The 16,127-nt window shown below is 49.9% G+C and carries 15 protein-coding genes and 2 rRNA genes; 16 read left to right on the top strand and 1 reads right to left on the bottom strand.

Going from position 1 to position 16,127, the window contains the following annotated elements:
• The 9 genes from O9139_RS20880 to pssA form a co-directional block, all read left to right on the top strand.
• Positions 1 to 86, top strand: a 23S ribosomal RNA gene (locus O9139_RS20880); the annotation flags it as partial.
• A 74-nt stretch (positions 87 to 160) separates the two neighbouring features.
• A 5S ribosomal RNA gene (gene rrf / locus O9139_RS20875) occupies positions 161 to 277 on the top strand.
• A 351-nt stretch (positions 278 to 628) separates the two neighbouring features.
• On the top strand, positions 629 to 1,090 hold the full coding sequence (locus O9139_RS20870) for a CtsR family transcriptional regulator (protein ID WP_270881387.1): 462 nt from the start codon (positions 629 to 631) through the stop codon (positions 1,088 to 1,090).
• 14 nt (positions 1,091 to 1,104) lie between these two features.
• Positions 1,105 to 1,617, top strand: a complete 513-nt coding sequence (locus O9139_RS20865) for a UvrB/UvrC motif-containing protein (RefSeq protein WP_270881386.1) — start codon at positions 1,105 to 1,107, stop codon at positions 1,615 to 1,617.
• Between the two features lie 47 nt (positions 1,618 to 1,664).
• Positions 1,665 to 2,726 (top strand): protein arginine kinase, encoded by a 1,062-nt coding sequence (locus O9139_RS20860; protein WP_270881385.1) that lies wholly within the window; start codon positions 1,665 to 1,667, stop codon positions 2,724 to 2,726.
• A gap of 62 nt (positions 2,727 to 2,788) precedes the next feature.
• Positions 2,789 to 5,230, top strand: a complete 2,442-nt coding sequence (gene clpC, locus O9139_RS20855) for an ATP-dependent protease ATP-binding subunit ClpC (protein WP_270881384.1) — start codon at positions 2,789 to 2,791, stop codon at positions 5,228 to 5,230.
• Positions 5,231 to 5,410: 180 nt separating this feature from the next.
• A complete protein-coding gene (gene radA / locus O9139_RS20850) occupies positions 5,411 to 6,778 on the top strand; it encodes a DNA repair protein RadA (protein WP_270881383.1) in 1,368 nt (455 codons plus the stop codon).
• Positions 6,779 to 6,818: 40 nt separating this feature from the next.
• Positions 6,819 to 7,898, top strand: a complete 1,080-nt coding sequence (gene disA / locus O9139_RS20845; RefSeq protein ID WP_270881382.1) for a DNA integrity scanning diadenylate cyclase DisA — start codon at positions 6,819 to 6,821, stop codon at positions 7,896 to 7,898.
• An 85-nt stretch (positions 7,899 to 7,983) separates the two neighbouring features.
• A complete protein-coding gene (gene pssA, locus O9139_RS20840) occupies positions 7,984 to 8,736 on the top strand; it encodes a CDP-diacylglycerol--serine O-phosphatidyltransferase (protein ID WP_270881381.1) in 753 nt (250 codons plus the stop codon).
• An 80-nt stretch (positions 8,737 to 8,816) separates the two neighbouring features.
• On the opposite strand, the gene O9139_RS20835 is transcribed toward pssA, so the two are convergent.
• Complete coding sequence (locus tag O9139_RS20835; RefSeq protein ID WP_270881380.1) at positions 8,817 to 9,212, bottom strand: DUF1573 domain-containing protein; 396 nt, start codon at positions 9,210 to 9,212, stop codon at positions 8,817 to 8,819.
• A 153-nt stretch (positions 9,213 to 9,365) separates the two neighbouring features.
• Between O9139_RS20835 and O9139_RS20830 the strand changes: the two genes are divergently transcribed.
• The 7 genes from O9139_RS20830 (at position 9,366) to O9139_RS20800 (ending at position 16,123) form a co-directional block, all read left to right on the top strand.
• Positions 9,366 to 10,433, top strand: a complete 1,068-nt coding sequence (locus O9139_RS20830; protein WP_270881379.1) for a PIN/TRAM domain-containing protein — start codon at positions 9,366 to 9,368, stop codon at positions 10,431 to 10,433.
• Positions 10,434 to 10,538: 105 nt separating this feature from the next.
• The gene (gene ispD / locus O9139_RS20825; protein ID WP_270881389.1) at positions 10,539 to 11,240 is read left to right on the top strand and encodes a 2-C-methyl-D-erythritol 4-phosphate cytidylyltransferase; all 702 of its coding nucleotides are present in this window, start codon (positions 10,539 to 10,541) and stop codon (positions 11,238 to 11,240) included.
• 2 nt (positions 11,241 to 11,242) lie between these two features.
• Positions 11,243 to 11,719: a 2-C-methyl-D-erythritol 2,4-cyclodiphosphate synthase gene (ispF, locus tag O9139_RS20820; RefSeq protein WP_270881378.1), complete on the top strand. Its 477-nt coding sequence runs from the start codon at positions 11,243 to 11,245 to the stop codon at positions 11,717 to 11,719.
• Between the two features lie 129 nt (positions 11,720 to 11,848).
• Complete coding sequence (gene gltX, locus O9139_RS20815) at positions 11,849 to 13,303, top strand: glutamate--tRNA ligase (RefSeq protein ID WP_270881377.1); 1,455 nt, start codon at positions 11,849 to 11,851, stop codon at positions 13,301 to 13,303.
• A 336-nt stretch (positions 13,304 to 13,639) separates the two neighbouring features.
• Complete coding sequence (cysE, locus tag O9139_RS20810) at positions 13,640 to 14,311, top strand: serine O-acetyltransferase (protein WP_270881376.1); 672 nt, start codon at positions 13,640 to 13,642, stop codon at positions 14,309 to 14,311.
• Complete coding sequence (gene cysS / locus O9139_RS20805; protein ID WP_270881375.1) at positions 14,292 to 15,692, top strand: cysteine--tRNA ligase; 1,401 nt, start codon at positions 14,292 to 14,294, stop codon at positions 15,690 to 15,692. The genes cysE and cysS overlap by 20 nt, the downstream gene beginning before the upstream one ends.
• A complete protein-coding gene (locus tag O9139_RS20800) occupies positions 15,689 to 16,123 on the top strand; it encodes a Mini-ribonuclease 3 (protein ID WP_270881374.1) in 435 nt (144 codons plus the stop codon). The genes cysS and O9139_RS20800 overlap by 4 nt, the downstream gene beginning before the upstream one ends.
• The last annotated feature ends 4 nt before the right edge of the window (positions 16,124 to 16,127 follow it).

Here is a 16,127-nt window from a genome sequence, read left to right as displayed (position 1 = left end):
TGTAGACGACGAGGTTGATAGGTTCGAGGTGGAAGTGCAGCAATGTATGGAGCTGACGAATACTAATCGGTCGAGGGCTTAACCAAAAGCTTCTTAATAAAGAAGCAACACACTTTACGCAAGTTTCGTATCTAGTTTTCAGGGTGCAAGCCTTGATTCGTTTGGTGATGATGGCGGAGGGGACCCACGCGTTCCCATCTCGAACACGACCGTTAAGCCCTCCAGCGTCGATGGTACTTGAACCGAAGGGTTCTGGGAGAGTAGAACGTTGCCAAGCACAGAACAAAGCCTTTTTGAGAGAAATCTCAGAAAGGCTTTTTTGTATTCTCAATGTACAGGATTGACCCTTGTCAGGATGCGGGTCTTTTTGCTGGCTATCGAATAAAACTGTGGGGAAGGTCAACACTAATAAAGGACTACGGCTGTAGGTGTACGAGTGCAGACCGCTTAGCAAGCAGTTTTGAGATGCAGTACTTGTCAAAAAGAAAGGAAATGATTATAATCAAATTAAGGTCAAAGAAAGTCAAAGTCAACTTGACCTATGTATGTTAATCAATACCTATCTCGTAATCACTTGCTTCATGTGTTGAAGCTAAGGTTACTTCAAACGTTCTGGGAGGATGAATTGATGCGTAATGTTTCAGAAATCATTGAGCAATATTTGAAACATATTCTGCAGCAAAGTCCAGAAGGAGCAATCGAGATTCAACGCAATGAACTAGCTGATCAATTTCAATGCGTTCCTTCCCAAATCAACTATGTGATCAGCACACGGTTTACTTTGGAAAAGGGTTATGTTGTAGAGAGTAAACGCGGCGGTGGCGGGTATATCCGGATTCAGAAGATTGAGCTTAAGAGCCATGGCTCGATTCTCGATCACATATTCCGGACGATTCATACCCATATCGATCAGGTTACTTCAGAAGGATTGATCTACCAACTGCTAGAAGGTCACTACATTTCAGCACGTGAGGCAAACCTGATGCGCGCGGCTATATCGCGAGAAGTACTGACGTTCAAGCTGCCGCTTCGAGATGAGATACGTGCCAAAATATTAAAGGCGATGCTAATTTCCTTGCTTAGCAAATAAGGAGGGCGGTAGCGATGATTTGTCAGGAATGCGGCAAGAGACCGGCAACTCTTCATTTTACCAAGATTGTTAATGGAGACAAGAATGAGTTCCATATCTGTGAGACATGCGCTCGCGAGAAGGGAGAGCTCATTCCGGGAACGTCCAATGGATTTTCGATCCATAATCTTTTATCGGGATTGCTTGATTTTGATCCTTCAGCCGTCGCTTCGGCGAAATCACAGGCGATCCGCTGCGACCACTGTGGGTTAACGTATTCACAGTTCAGCAAGCTAGGGCGCTTTGGCTGCGGGTCATGTTACAAAAGCTTTTCAGAAAAGCTGGATCCGCTCTTCAAAAGAGTTCACGGCAATACCGTGCATGTCGGCAAAGTACCGAAGCGTACCGGCGGCATCATTCAATATAAACGGGAAATCGAAGGCTTGAAACGGGATATGATGCAAAGCATCGAACGGGAAGAGTTCGAAGAAGCGGCGAGGATTCGGGATCAAATCCGCGATATCGAGAAGAAGATGGCGGGCACATAGTGCTTGGATGACGCAGAAGATGTGTGGCAGAGGAAGGTGTAAATGAGATGACACTGAATCGTTTTACAGGAGATGCATTAAGCGAATGGATGAAGGGTGATGGGCCCGAGTCGGATATCGTCATTAGCAGCCGAATTCGTATTGCCCGTAATCTCAGAGATTATCCATACCCGATGCTCGCCACGAACCAACAATCGCAGGAAGTTTTGGATCAGTTATCGGGCGTGCTGGACAACGAAGAATTGGAGACCATCAGCAATTTTTCACTGCTGCCGCTATCGGAGCTTAATGAGCTTGAACGTAAGGTACTGGTTGAAAAGCACTTGATTAGCCCGAATCTGGCAAATGAGTCCAGGAACGGCGCGGTCATCCTGAGCGAGAACGAATCGATCAGCATCATGATCAATGAAGAGGATCATCTGCGCATACAATGCCTGTGCCCAGGTTTTCAAATTAAGGAAGTTTGGGATCTGGCCAATCAAATTGACGATATTTTTGAGTCGCAGTTGGACTATGGTTATGACGAAAAAAGAGGGTATCTCACAAGCTGTCCGACGAACGTGGGAACAGGTATTCGGGCATCGGTGATGATGCATCTTCCGGCATTAGTGCTTAGTCAGCAGATTAACCGTATCTTATCGGCGGTTACGCAAGTTGGCTTGACCGTTAGAGGATTATACGGGGAAGGCAGCGAAGCATTAGGTAATCTATTCCAAATCTCGAACCAGATTACGTTAGGACAATCCGAGGAAGAGATTATTGATAATCTTTACAGTGTGGCCCGACAAATTATCGAGCACGAGCGCGCTGCTAGGCATAAGCTAATGCAAGAGTCCAGAAATCGGATCATTGATCGGGTGAATCGTTCTTTCGGCATTCTTTCCTATGCGGGAATTATTGACTCCAAAGAAGCGGCGCAGCGGTTGTCCGATGTCCGCCTGGGGATCGATCTTGGCATTATTAACAACGTGTCCGCCAATGTGCTGAATGAACTGCTCGTGATGACGCAGCCGGGATTTCTGCAGCAGTATGCAGGGGAGAAATTGTCCGCAGAAGAACGCGATATTCGAAGAGCTGAATTGATCCGCGAGCGCTTCGGCCGCGTGTAGCGAGCAAAATAGATTCATCCTTTAGGATTTCCATAGATATACTACTTTTGGAGGTGTTCTCTATGATGTTTGGAAGATTTACGGAACGTGCACAAAAGGTGCTCTCTCTTGCACAAGAGGAGGCCGTTCGTTTAGGGCACAATAATATTGGAACTGAACATATTTTACTCGGGCTCATTCGTGAAGGCGAAGGAATTGCCGCTAAAGCGCTTGTCGCTTTGGGCTTAGGGCTAGAAAAAATTCAAGATGAAGTGGAATCTCTCATTGGCCGCGGTCAAGAGCAGCCGACCAACATCGCTTACACGCCGAGAGCTAAGAAGGTCATTGAGCTTTCCATGGATGAAGCGCGCAAGTTGGGCCATACGTATGTAGGCACAGAGCACATTCTGCTCGGACTGATCCGTGAAGGTGAAGGTGTTGCCGCACGCGTTCTTAATAACTTGGGCGTGAGCTTGAATAAAGCGCGCCAGCAGGTGCTGCAGCTTCTAGGCAGCAGCGAAACCGTATCGCCTAGCCATGGCTCGAATCCAAATGTGAATACGCCGACATTGGATGGTTTGGCCCGCGATTTGACGGCTTTTGCCAAGGAAGGTCATCTGGACCCTGTCATCGGGCGGAGCAAAGAGATCGAGCGTGTCATTCAAGTATTGAGCCGTCGTACGAAAAACAACCCTGTTCTGATCGGGGAACCAGGTGTTGGTAAAACGGCCATTGCGGAAGGCCTTGCTCAAAAGATCATTAATAATGAAATTCCCGAGACGTTGAAAGACAAACGCGTCATGACACTCGATATGGGATCTGTTGTGGCCGGAACCAAATACCGCGGCGAGTTCGAAGACCGCCTCAAAAAGATTATGGACGAAATTCGTCAAGCGGGCAACATCGTGCTCTTCATCGATGAGCTGCATACCCTCATCGGCGCCGGCGGCGCGGAAGGGGCGATCGACGCATCGAACATATTGAAGCCGGCTCTGGCTAGAGGCGAGCTGCAATGCATCGGCGCGACAACGCTGGACGAATACCGCAAATATATCGAAAAAGATGCTGCGCTTGAGCGTAGATTCCAGCCGATTACCGTAGATCAGCCATCTCCGGAAGAAGCGATTCAAATTTTACATGGATTGCGTGACCGCTATGAAGCGCACCACCGTGTAAAAATTACGGATGCGGCGATTGAAGAAGCCGTTAAATTGTCTGATCGCTATATCACAGACCGTTTCTTGCCGGATAAAGCGATCGACTTGATCGATGAGGCGAGTTCCAAAGTGAGACTTCGCTCTTACACGATTCCGCCTAGTCTGAAACAGCTGGAAAGCAAGCTGGAGGACATCCGCAAAGAGAAGGATGCCGCCGTTCAAAGCCAAGAGTTTGAGAAAGCGGCAGGCTTGCGCGACACCGAGCAAAAGCTGCGCGAAGAGCTGGATACAACGAAGAACGATTGGAAAGAAAAACAGGGCCGTCTGGACACAGAAGTTACGCCTGAGGATATCGCTCAGGTTGTGGCAAGCTGGACGGGAATTCCGGTCAGCAAGCTGGCGGAAGAGGAAACAGAACGCCTGCTCAAGATGGAAGATATCCTTCACGAACGTGTGATCGGTCAAGAAGAGGCCGTCAAAGCCGTGAGCCGGGCAATTCGCCGGGCGAGAGCCGGTCTGAAAGATCCAAAACGTCCGATGGGCTCCTTCATCTTCTTGGGACCAACAGGTGTTGGTAAAACCGAGCTGGCGCGCGCACTCGCAGAGTCGCTATTTGGTGACGATAATGCCGTGATCCGCATCGATATGTCGGAGTACATGGAGAAACATTCGACGTCCAGACTGGTCGGAGCGCCTCCAGGGTATGTGGGCTATGAAGAAGGCGGTCAACTGACAGAGAAGGTGCGCCGTAAACCATATTCCGTTGTGCTGCTTGATGAGATTGAGAAGGCGCATCCGGAAGTGTTCAACATTTTGCTGCAGGTGCTGGAAGACGGCCGTTTGACCGATTCCAAAGGACGTACAGTTGACTTCCGCAACACGCTGATTATTATGACATCGAACGTCGGTGCGGAAGCGATCAAGAAGAACTCTTCCCTCGGTTTCACTGCAGCTAACGATGCGGGTAAAGATTACTCCAATATGAAAGACAAAGTTATGGGCGAGCTGAAGAAAAGCTTCCGTCCGGAGTTCTTGAACCGGATCGACGAAATCATCGTCTTCCACTCGCTAGATGAGAAGCACATTTCGCAAATCGTCAGCTTGATGGCCGATGATCTCCGCAAGCGCCTGAAAGAGCAAGAAGTGGACTTCGCCCTAACAGAGAAAGCGAAGATGTTCCTCGCCAAAGAGGGATATGATCCGACATATGGCGCGCGTCCGCTTCGCAGAGCGATTCAGAAGCATATTGAAGATCGTTTGTCTGAGGAGCTGCTCAAAGGCAATATCTCGAAAGGTGACTCCTTAACGATTGATGAAAGTGACGGCGAGCTTGTCGTTCGCAAAGGTGAAGGCGTAGCCGCACAATAATAAACAATGAAGGCATTTTGCCGTATCCTTTAGGGGTGGCGGCAAAATGCTTTTTTTGCTGTGAAAATGAGCGATTTTGTTACTTGCAGCCCTTTCACCTACATCTTAAAAATGGTAAACTTTATTTGGTAAGGATAGCCAGTTATTGTATGATTGTTTCACAAGGGAGCCAATTACGTCATGAGTAAACAGAAAACGAAGTTCTGCTGTCAGGAATGCGGTTATGAGTCGCCGAAATGGATGGGAAAATGCCCTGGCTGCCAGTCGTGGAATTCGATGGTGGAAGAGGTGGAAACGGTTGTTCGTACGCAGGGGATGAATTCATCCATTACGCGAACGAAAGAAAAACCGATGCCCCTCATACATATAGAAAGTAGCCCTGAACCTAGGGTTTTAACGAATAATAAAGAGCTGAATCGTGTGCTTGGCGGGGGAATCGTCCCCGGCTCCCTGATTCTCGTTGGCGGTGACCCGGGGATCGGGAAGTCAACCTTGCTGCTTCAAACTTCATTTGCGCTTACGCAGGCACAGCAAAAGGTGCTTTATATATCGGGTGAGGAATCGGTAAAACAAACGAAGCTTCGCGCAGACCGGTTGAACGCGTCATCTCCGCTGCTTTATGTGCTATGCGAAACGAATCTTGAGCTTATTGAAGAAGCAATTCAAGAGATCAATCCGGATTTCTTGGTGATTGACTCGATTCAAACCGTGTATCATCCGGCCATCGCCTCTGCACCGGGAACGGTGGGGCAAGTGCGGGAATGCACAGGCCACTTTATGAGAATAGCTAAAGGTAAAGGAATAGCAACCGTTCTGGTCGGGCATGTCACCAAAGAGGGGGCCATTGCGGGCCCGCGAATGCTGGAGCATATGGTCGACTGCGTGCTTTACTTTGAAGGGGAGAGGCATCACTCCTACCGGCTGCTCCGGGCAGTGAAGAATCGGTTTGGTTCGACGAATGAGATCGGTATTTTTGAAATGCAGGAAGCGGGCTTGGTGGAAGTCAGCAATCCGTCGGAATTGTTTTTATCCGAACGGCCTTTAGGGGTCGCAGGTTCTACGGTTGTAGCCAGTATGGAGGGGACTCGTCCGGTACTTGTAGAAATTCAGGCGCTGGTGTCGACGACGAACTTTCCATCGCCGCGAAGAATGGCTACAGGCATCGACCACAATCGGCTATCGTTAATTATGGCGGTGCTGGAGAAGCGCGTAGGTTTATTTCTGCAAAATCAGGACGCTTTTCTGAACGTGGCCGGCGGTGTCAAGCTGGATGAGCCGGCTGTCGATCTGGCCGTTGCGATCAGCATCGCCTCCAGTTTTAAAGATCAAGCTACACGTCCTTATGATGTGGTGTTCGGTGAAATTGGTCTAACCGGCGAGGTGCGCGGCGTATCGCGCATTGACCAACGGGTGAAGGAAGCGGAGAAGCTCGGATTCCGCCGAGTGATTATGCCGGAGAAGAGTCTCAAAGGCTGGACCCATCCGCCGGGTATGGAAATAATCGGAGTGAACACGGTGTCAGAAGCTCTTCAAGCTGCGCTGAGTTAACTCGTACGCCATTCAACTTGCAAGCTTCAGGAGGAAAATGATGACTAAAGAAGAGACAAAGCGAGACGTGATGAGCCAACTGCTGCAAATGGTAGCGCCAGGCACTCCGTTCCGCGATGGATTGGAGAATGTTCTGCGTGCCAAGACGGGAGCACTGATAGTGGTTGGCTATAGCCCGGAGGTGATGGAAATCGTTGACGGCGGTTTTTCCATTAACTGTGATTTCTCCCCCAACTATTTATATGAGCTTGCTAAGATGGATGGCGCTATTATTCTCAGTGAGGATTTGAAGCGAATCTTATATGCGAACACGCAATTAATTCCTGATTCCTCTATATCCTCGTCGGAGACGGGGATTCGCCACCGGACGGCGGAGCGTGTAGCGAAGCAGACGAATAAGCTTGTCGTTTCGATCTCGCAGCGGCGGAATATTATCACACTCTATCAAGGGAATTTGCGCTACGCGCTCAAGGACATCGGCGTGATACTGACCAAGGCAAACCAGGCGATTCAAACGCTGGAACGGTATAAGGTCGTACTCGATCAGTCCCTGACGAATTTAAGCGCATCGGAATTTGAAGAGCTTGTAACGCTTCATGACGTTACCAATGTAATTGCCCGCTTTGAGATGGTGCTGAGAGTAAAAACGGAAATTAACCGGTATATCAACGAGCTGGGGAATGAAGGCCGCTTGATCAGCATGCAGCTTGAGGAGCTGGTCGGCAATACCGAGCTGGAAGCACGGCTGCTGGTGAAAGACTATGTGCGCGAGCTGTCTGAAGACAAGGTGAAGGATATGCTGGCCGGACTGAAGCGCTTGTCTTCGGATGAATTGCTTGAGCCGCACCAAATCATTCGTTTGCTTGGTTACACGCATACGAATGCTATTCTGGAAGAACCGGTTTCGCCGCGCGGCTTCCGAGTGCTGGGCAAGATTCCGCGCCTGCCATCCATCATCATTGCCAACCTTGTCGAAAAATTCGGGTACCTGCCGCACATGATGATGGCGACCATCGAAGAGCTGGATGAGGTGGATGGAATTGGCGAAGTGCGTGCCCGCGCGATAAAAGAAGGATTAAAAAGAATTCAAGAGCAAGTCTTCATTGACAGACATATTTAAAGTAGATACAATCATAAAGTATCATTATTGAGGTTTTATTAAGATTGGATTAGGGTATAGTAAATCCAGAGGTGGACTAAAGCGTATGCTAACAAAATCAATTCCCAGCCTTTTTACAGTAGGGAACTTATTCCTCGGTGTTCTGTCGATTATTTTAGCCTTTAGTGGGAAGCACGGAATGGCGGCGGTGCTCGTTATTATCGCCATGCTGCTTGATGGACTGGACGGCCGTGTAGCCAGAGCGTTGAACGCGCAGAGCGAGTTCGGCAAAGAACTCGATTCGCTGTCGGACGTGATCTCTTTTGGCGTAGCGCCAGCGTTCATCATGTATGTGGTTGCGTTCAATGATCCAAGTGTGATCAGCCCGGCGTTTGCCTGGATCGTAACTGCAATCTTCCCGATTTGCGGTGCGCTTCGTTTGGCCCGCTTTAACGTAATTGCCGGTGTGCCAGGCTATTTCATCGGTCTCCCGATTCCGGCTGCGGGCGGTGTGCTTTGTACATTAGCTCTATTCGCAAGCGATATTAATGTGTACGTCTTGCTGGTGAGCACGGTGCTTCTCTCTTACTTAATGGTAAGCACAGTGAAGTACCCGAACTTCAAGAAGGCCGGCATTCCGAAAGCGGCGATTTGGGTGACACCGATCATAGTTGTCGTTGCCGTACTGATTGCTATTCAATGGCCTGAGTCGATTTCCAAAATGATCTTCGTACCGTTGCTGCTCTATGCATTGTATGGCTTAAAAAAAAACGTTGATGGCATCTTCATCCGCATCCGCCGCAAAAACAAGCAACGACGCGGGCATGAAGATACGAACTCCGTGAAATCGGACATCTAAGTGTTCAATCGCAATCAAAAAAGCATTTATTTTCTCTGAGTCCGTCTCAGAAGAAAATAAATGCTTTTCTTTTTTCATTGTCATGACATGTTGAAAAGTCCTAAAGTTGAGCACTTCTTGGATTCGTTCTCTACGACTTTCTCCAAATCCACATCCAAGAGGTTGCTCAGCGCTGACATGTAGAACAGGTTACGTCCAAGTTCAGCACTTACAATCTCCGCGCAGTTCTCGCATAAATGCCCTGTTACATGAGTGCCCAGCACGTCTTTGGCCTCATTCAGTGTCATCTCCGGATGATATTCCTGCTTGGCGGCGTGGACGCCGATACATCCGCATTCCGTGATGGATTTAACCACGGAACGGTTGGCCGCAGCGTTAGTTTGTTGGAATTTGGACAAGACATCGAGCAGACTTCGGTGACGGAGTAACAATTCAGACACTTGATCTTGAAACTGTTTTAAAGTCAAGGAACTCATTCCATCCACCTCGAGTGTGTTTGTATCTTCCAATTTCATTATAATGGAAGGTCTCTAATATTTCAATTTTCCGTAAAGATTCGTGATTAGCGATGGATAAATTGGAACATAATTGTAATATGGCATAAACATTGTTGATATGGAGGTGAAACTATGATGAGGAAATGGATACAAATCATTTTTGCCATCATGGGTGGAAGTTTAGGTTATGGGTGGAGCGATTCCATCATACAGCTGACTGGTTATACGGGCGCAGCAGGACAAGCGATGTGGATCAAAGGCTTGGGTGCAGTTGCGGCGTGCTTGATCGCGGCATGGGTGGCGAACGCCGGTATGAAGCTGTTGCTTCGCGGGGAAAGAAATATGGAGAGCATTCCGGCATTTGACTTGCTCGCCGGCACCGTAGGGCTGGTTATCGGGTTGCTAATTGCCGTGTTAGCGTTTCCGGTTCTGGAGAAAGCAACATGGATGGGCCCTTTTTTACCGGTTGTCGTAGCGGCTGTTCTGGCTGTGATGGGGTTCCGCATCGGTTACAGCAAGCGGGAAGAGCTTGTTCAAATTGTCAAGAACATACGTTCTGGCGGGCAGGATAAAGCCACTCATCGCCCTTATGAGGAGCACAAAATTTTGGACACGAGTGTCATTATTGACGGACGGATTGCGGACATTTGCAAAACGGGATTCATTGAAGGCACACTGGTCATTCCTGAATTCGTGCTGGAAGAATTGCAGCATATCGCAGATTCATCCGACTTGCTAAAACGCAATCGCGGCCGGCGCGGGCTGGACATTTTGAACAAGATCCAAAAAGAGCTGGAAGTGAAAGTCTTGATCTACGAAGGCGATTTCGAAGAAATCTCTGAGGTAGACAGCAAGCTTGTCCGCTTAGCCAAAGTGCTGCAAGGCAAAGTGATTACGAACGATTTTAATTTGAACAAGGTATGTGAATTGCAAGGAGTCTCAGTACTCAATATTAATGATCTTGCGAATGCGGTGAAGCCTGTCGTACTGCCGGGAGAAGAAATTATTGTTCAAGTCATTAAAGACGGCAAAGAGCATGGACAAGGCGTGGCTTATTTGGATGACGGCACGATGATTGTTGTGGAAGGCGGACGCGAGTTTATTGGCACGACGCTGGAAGTGATGGTGACGAGTGTGCTGCAGACTTCGGCGGGCAGAATGATTTTTGCCAAACCAAAACTATTGGAAAAAGCGCAGTAAAACCAGTATGATAGGGGGAGGTTAAACTAGGTTGCCCATAACATCTTCATCAAAGATGAAAAGGCAGCAAGGACGCAGGTTTCCTATGGAAACGCTCAGGGGGACATTATGGGGAAGCTAGGGGTTGTCATTGTCGCAGCGGGCAGAGGCTCGCGGATGCGTACAGCTGAAAGTAAACAGTATCTGCAGCTTGGACAGAAGCCGATTCTGGTACATACCTTGCAATTATTTCAAAACATACATGAAGTGGATGAAATCATTTTGGTTGTAGGTGAAGCGGATGTTGACCGCTGTAGAGGGTACGTTCAGTCGTATGCACTAACGAAAGTGACGAGTGTACAAGCCGGTGGCGCAGAGCGTCAGGATTCGGTGAAAAAAGGGATCGATGCCCTGGAAGCGGGAACCGAATGGGTGCTTGTGCATGACGGTGTACGGCCGTTCGCCGCTACCGAACATGTGATCGCATGCTACCGCAAAGCGCAGGAGACAGACGCAGCTGTATTGGCCGTGCCTGTGAAGGATACGATCAAGATCGTAAATGAAGCCAAGCAAATTCAATCAACGCCGGATAGACGAAGCTTGTGGGCGATCCAAACGCCGCAAGCTTTTCGGCTTTCTGTTTTGCGGGAAGCGCACGAGCGGGCTGAGGCCGAGGCTTTCATCGGAACCGACGATTCGATGCTAGTGGAAAGATTGGGGATCACGGTCCAGGTGGTCGAAGGGGACTATTATAATATTAAAATTACGACCCGGGAAGATCTGCCTTGGGCAGCGTGGATTTTAGAACATGTCAGAGGAGAGAGATAACGATGATTCGTGTAGGACAAGGGTTTGACGTGCACCAGCTGGTGGAAGGGCGGAAATGCATTATCGGCGGCGTAACGATTCCGTATGAGAAGGGGCTGCTCGGGCACTCCGACGCTGATGTGCTGCTGCATGCCATTAGCGACGCCATTCTTGGGGCGCTTGGCTTGGGGGATATCGGCAAGCATTTCCCGGATACGGCTGCGGAATTCAAAGATGCGGACAGCCTTGTGCTGCTTAAGCACGTCTGGCAGCTGGCCAAAGAGAAGGGCTACCGCCTCGGCAACGTCGATTCGACCATCATCGCCCAGAAGCCGAAGATGGCGCTATACATCCCGCAGATGGTCGAGATCATCGCAGAGGCGCTGGAAGCGGAGCGGGAGCAAGTGAATGTGAAAGCGACGACGACCGAGCAGCTCGGATTCACCGGGCGGGGCGAAGGGATTGCGGCGCAGTCGGTTGTTTGTTTAATTCGCAGCTAAGATGTGCTAGAATAGCAGTGATTACAGCTAGGGTCGTCCGATGATGCATGGAGCAGATTAGGCGAGCGAGATCGCCTTATGCAGTGCCGGACTGATTCCCGGGTACTAAAGGGGAAAGAGGGTTCTACGATGAATCAGCCTTTACGTGTGCGCTATGCGCCAAGTCCTACTGGACATTTACATATCGGCGGTGCCCGCACCGCATTATTTGATTATTTATTAGCCCGCCGCCATGGCGGTGCGTTTGTTGTCCGTTTCGAAGATACGGATCAGACGCGTCATAAGGAGTCGGGAATTAACGACCAGCTGAATGGGTTGAGATGGCTGGGCTTAGAGTGGGATGAGAGCGTCGATATCGGCGGTCCGTACGGTCCTTACCGTCAAATGGAGCGTCTGGATATCTATGCGACATATGTGAATCAAATGCTGGAAAGCGGACACGCTTATCATTGCTACTGCTCTGAACAGGATCTGGAGCAAGAGCGTGCCGAACAGGAAGCACGCGGCGAGATGGGCGGCTATTCGGGCAGATGCCGTACCCTGACGACAGAGCAAGTGGCGGCTTATCAGGCGGAAGGCCGCAAGCCGGCTGTTCGTTTCCGCGTGCCGGAGAACCGGATCATCGGCTTCGAAGATAAAGTGCGCGAGCACGTTGAATTCGATTCGAACGGGATCGGCGATTTCATCATTGCCCGTCCGGACGGCATTCCGACGTACAATTTTGCCGTTATTGTCGACGACCATTTGATGAAAATCAATTTGGTCATTCGCGGTGAGGAGCACCTGTCCAATACGCCGAGACAGATTCTGATGTACGAAGCGTTAGGCCTTCCGATACCGGAATTCGCCCATTTGGCCTTGATTCTAAATCAAGACCGCAAAAAAATGAGCAAACGTGATGAGTCCATCATCCAGTTTATTGAGCAGTATCGCGAGCTCGGCTATTTGCCGGAAGCTGTTGTGAACTTTATCGCACTGCTTGGCTGGTCGCCAGGCGGGGAAGAAGAGATCTTCACGAAGGAAGAGCTGATTGCGCAATTCAGCCTCGATCGTGTATCCAAGAGCCCAGCCGTGTTTGACATGGATAAACTGAATTGGATGAATAACTATTACTTGAAAAAGGCGCCGCTTTCCCAAGTGGTCGAGCTTTGTGTGCCCCATCTGCAAAAAGCGGGCTATCTGCAAGGAGAGCCGGATGCCGCGGCGATGGAATGGGTGACCGCCTTGGTCGGGCTCAACCAGGAGAGAATGCGCTTCGCGGCGGAGATCGTTGAGTTGTCCGCCATTTTCTTCCAGGGTGAGCCGACAGTCGACGAAGAGGCAGCCGCTGTATTGAAGGAAGAGCATGTCCCAGCCGTGCTGGCAGGATTCCTGCAGCAGGTGGAGCAAGCGGAAGCATTCACGGTTGAAGCGATTCCGGCCCTTTTGAAGCAAGTGCAAAAGGATACAGGCTTCAAAGGCAAGCAGCTCTTCATGCCGATCCGATCTGCTCTTACAGGTCAAGTGCATGGACCGGATCTGAACGTATCGCTTTATCTGCTCGGTAAAGAAAAAGTCGCTTCTCGTCTGCGGAACTTATTGTAAAGCGAAGCGCTTTTCGCTATACTGAATTCAATACCAAAAGCAACGATCAGGAGAGTACGTTTAACAAGGAATTCTCAGAGAGGATAATCGAGGCGCTTGTCGCTTCGGCTGCGAGTTATCCAATTCCCCTAAGCGGAAATGCACCTGGGAGCTGCCGCGCCGAATTCTCTTATTGGAGAAACGTAGGCGCTGCCGATCACCCCTCGTTACGGGGTTTGAGTTGGGAGACTTCCGAGTCACCAAGCAGAGTGGAACCGCGGGTTACTACGCCTCTGCAGCCTTATTGGCTGCGGGGGCTTTTTGTATTTTTTACTTCCAATTAAAGCAGGTGAAAGTATGTGGAAATCGATCAAATCCGATATCTCGGCGGTATTCGATAACGATCCCGCTGCGCGCAGCTGGTTCGAGGTTGTGTTTACGTATTCCGGTCTTCATGCCATATGGGCGCATCGTATCGGACATTGGTTCTACAAGAAGGGCATGTTCACGATAGCCCGCGTCATTTCCCAGTGGAGCCGATTCATGACGGGCATTGAGATTCACCCCGGGGCGACAATTGGCCAGCGGCTGTTTATCGACCATGGTATGGGGGTTGTGATCGGTGAAACTTGTGAAATTGGCGACGATGTGATTCTATACCAAGGTGTAACCTTGGGTGGTACCGGCAAAGAGAAGGGGAAGAGACATCCGACAATTGGCAATAATGTAGTTATTGGTTCAGGTGCCAAGATTCTGGGCTCCTTTACAGTGGGCGAGAATTCCCGCGTCGGATCGAATGCAGTTGTCATTCAGGAAGTGCCGCCGAACAGCACGGTTGTATGTATACCTGGTAAATTAGTGAAGCGGGACGGCGTTCGTGTGAACCGGTTGGATCATGCAAATTTGCCGGATCCGGTTATCGATATGTTTGACGGGCTGCAAGAGCAAATCAACGAGCTGAAGGAACAGCTTAGACTCGAAAGACAAAAGAATGGAGGAGCGAGACAACATGACGCTCAGAGTGTATAACACGCTAACGCGGAAGAAGGAAGATTTTGTACCGATTGAACCGAATAAGGTGAAAATGTATGTGTGCGGTCCAACCGTTTATAACTATATTCACATCGGAAACGGGCGTCCGGTCATTTTCTTTGATGTGGTGAGACGTTATCTGGAATCGCAAAATTACGAAGTTACGTATATTACGAATTTCACGGACGTCGATGACAAAATGATTCGTAAGGCCGAGGAACTGGGCCAAACCGTGCCGGAACTGGCAGAGACGTTCATCCAGGCGTTCTTGGAAGACATCCGGGCGCTAGGCGTAAATGAAGCGACGAAGAATCCGCGCGTTACCGAGAATATCCATGAGATCATCGATTTCATCGCTGCGCTGGTGGATACCGGCTATGCCTATGAAAGCGGAGGCGACGTCTACTACCGGACGACCAAGTTCGAGGAGTATGGCAAGCTGTCGCATCAGAACCTGGATGAGCTGCAGTACGGCATCCGTATTGAGGTTGACGACCGCAAGGAGAATCCGCAGGACTTCGTCCTCTGGAAAGCCGCGAAGCCTGGCGAGATTTATTGGGATAGCCCTTGGGGGCAAGGCCGTCCGGGCTGGCATATCGAGTGCTCGGCGATGGTGCGCAAGTACTTGGGCGAGACTATCGATATTCACGGCGGCGGACAGGACTTGACGTTCCCGCACCACGAATGCGAGATCGCACAGACCGAAGCGGTAACAGGCCATCCGATGGCGAATTACTGGATGCATAATGCATTCCTGAACATTGATAATGAGAAAATGTCCAAATCGCTCGGCAACGGCATCTTGATTCGCGATCTGATTCAGCGCTTGAAACCGCAAGTATTCCGTTTCTTCATGCTTTCCGCGCACTATCGCAACCCGCTGAATTTCAGCGATGAAAGCTTGAAGCAAGCTGCGAACGGATTGGAGCGCATTCAGAACGCATACGATAACCTGAAGCACCGGCTGGACACGGCTTCACAAACTGGTGAAGTGGAAGCGGCGATCACGGATCGCATCGCAGCTATCGCACGCCAGTTCGATGATAAAATGGACGACGATTTCAATACGCCGGATGCGATTACGGCCGTATTCGATTTGGTCGCCGAAGCGAATTTGTATTTGCAGCAGGAGCGGGTGAATGGCACAGCTGTGCAGCAATTCCTCGATCAGTTGCAAGCGTTCGATGCGGTTCTCGGTCTCCTGTCCCAAGCAGCGGATGAATTGCTCGATGAAGAAATCGAACAGCTGATCGTCGAGCGTACCGAAGCGCGCAAAACGAAGAACTGGGCGCGTGCCGACGAGATTCGTGACTTGCTCACGGAGAAAGGAATATTCCTCGAGGATACACCGCAAGGAATACGCTGGCGCCGCAAATGAGTCAATCTTTATCGGATATCGTGAACCTGTTCCATTTTCCGCCGTCCAAGAGCCCGAAGCTGTTGAATCCGCTTGTGCTGGCTTATATTGGTGACGCGGTGTATGAAGTCTATATCCGGCAATATGTGATTTCGGGTACGAACCATAGGCCGAATCATTTGCACAAAGCCGCGACACAGTTCGTCTCCGCCAAAGCGCAGTCCAAACTATTGGAACGATTGATGCCGATGTTGACTGAAGAGGAGATCGATATCGTGAAGCGGGGACGCAATGCGAAATCAGGAACAACGGCCAAGAACGCGGATGTGCTGGAATACCGGCACAGCACCGCGTTCGAGTGCCTGATCGGCTATTTGTATTATCAGCAATCGTTCGATCGATTACGAGAAATATTGGATGTTGCCCTGCCTCAGCCATCGTCTGAGGCTTAATGGA

This window comes from Paenibacillus aestuarii (genome assembly GCF_027789125.1).
Taxonomy (GTDB): Bacteria; Bacillota; Bacilli; order Paenibacillales; family NBRC-103111; genus Paenibacillus_E; species Paenibacillus_E aestuarii.
This window is presented reverse-complemented; position numbering and strand designations above follow the sequence as displayed.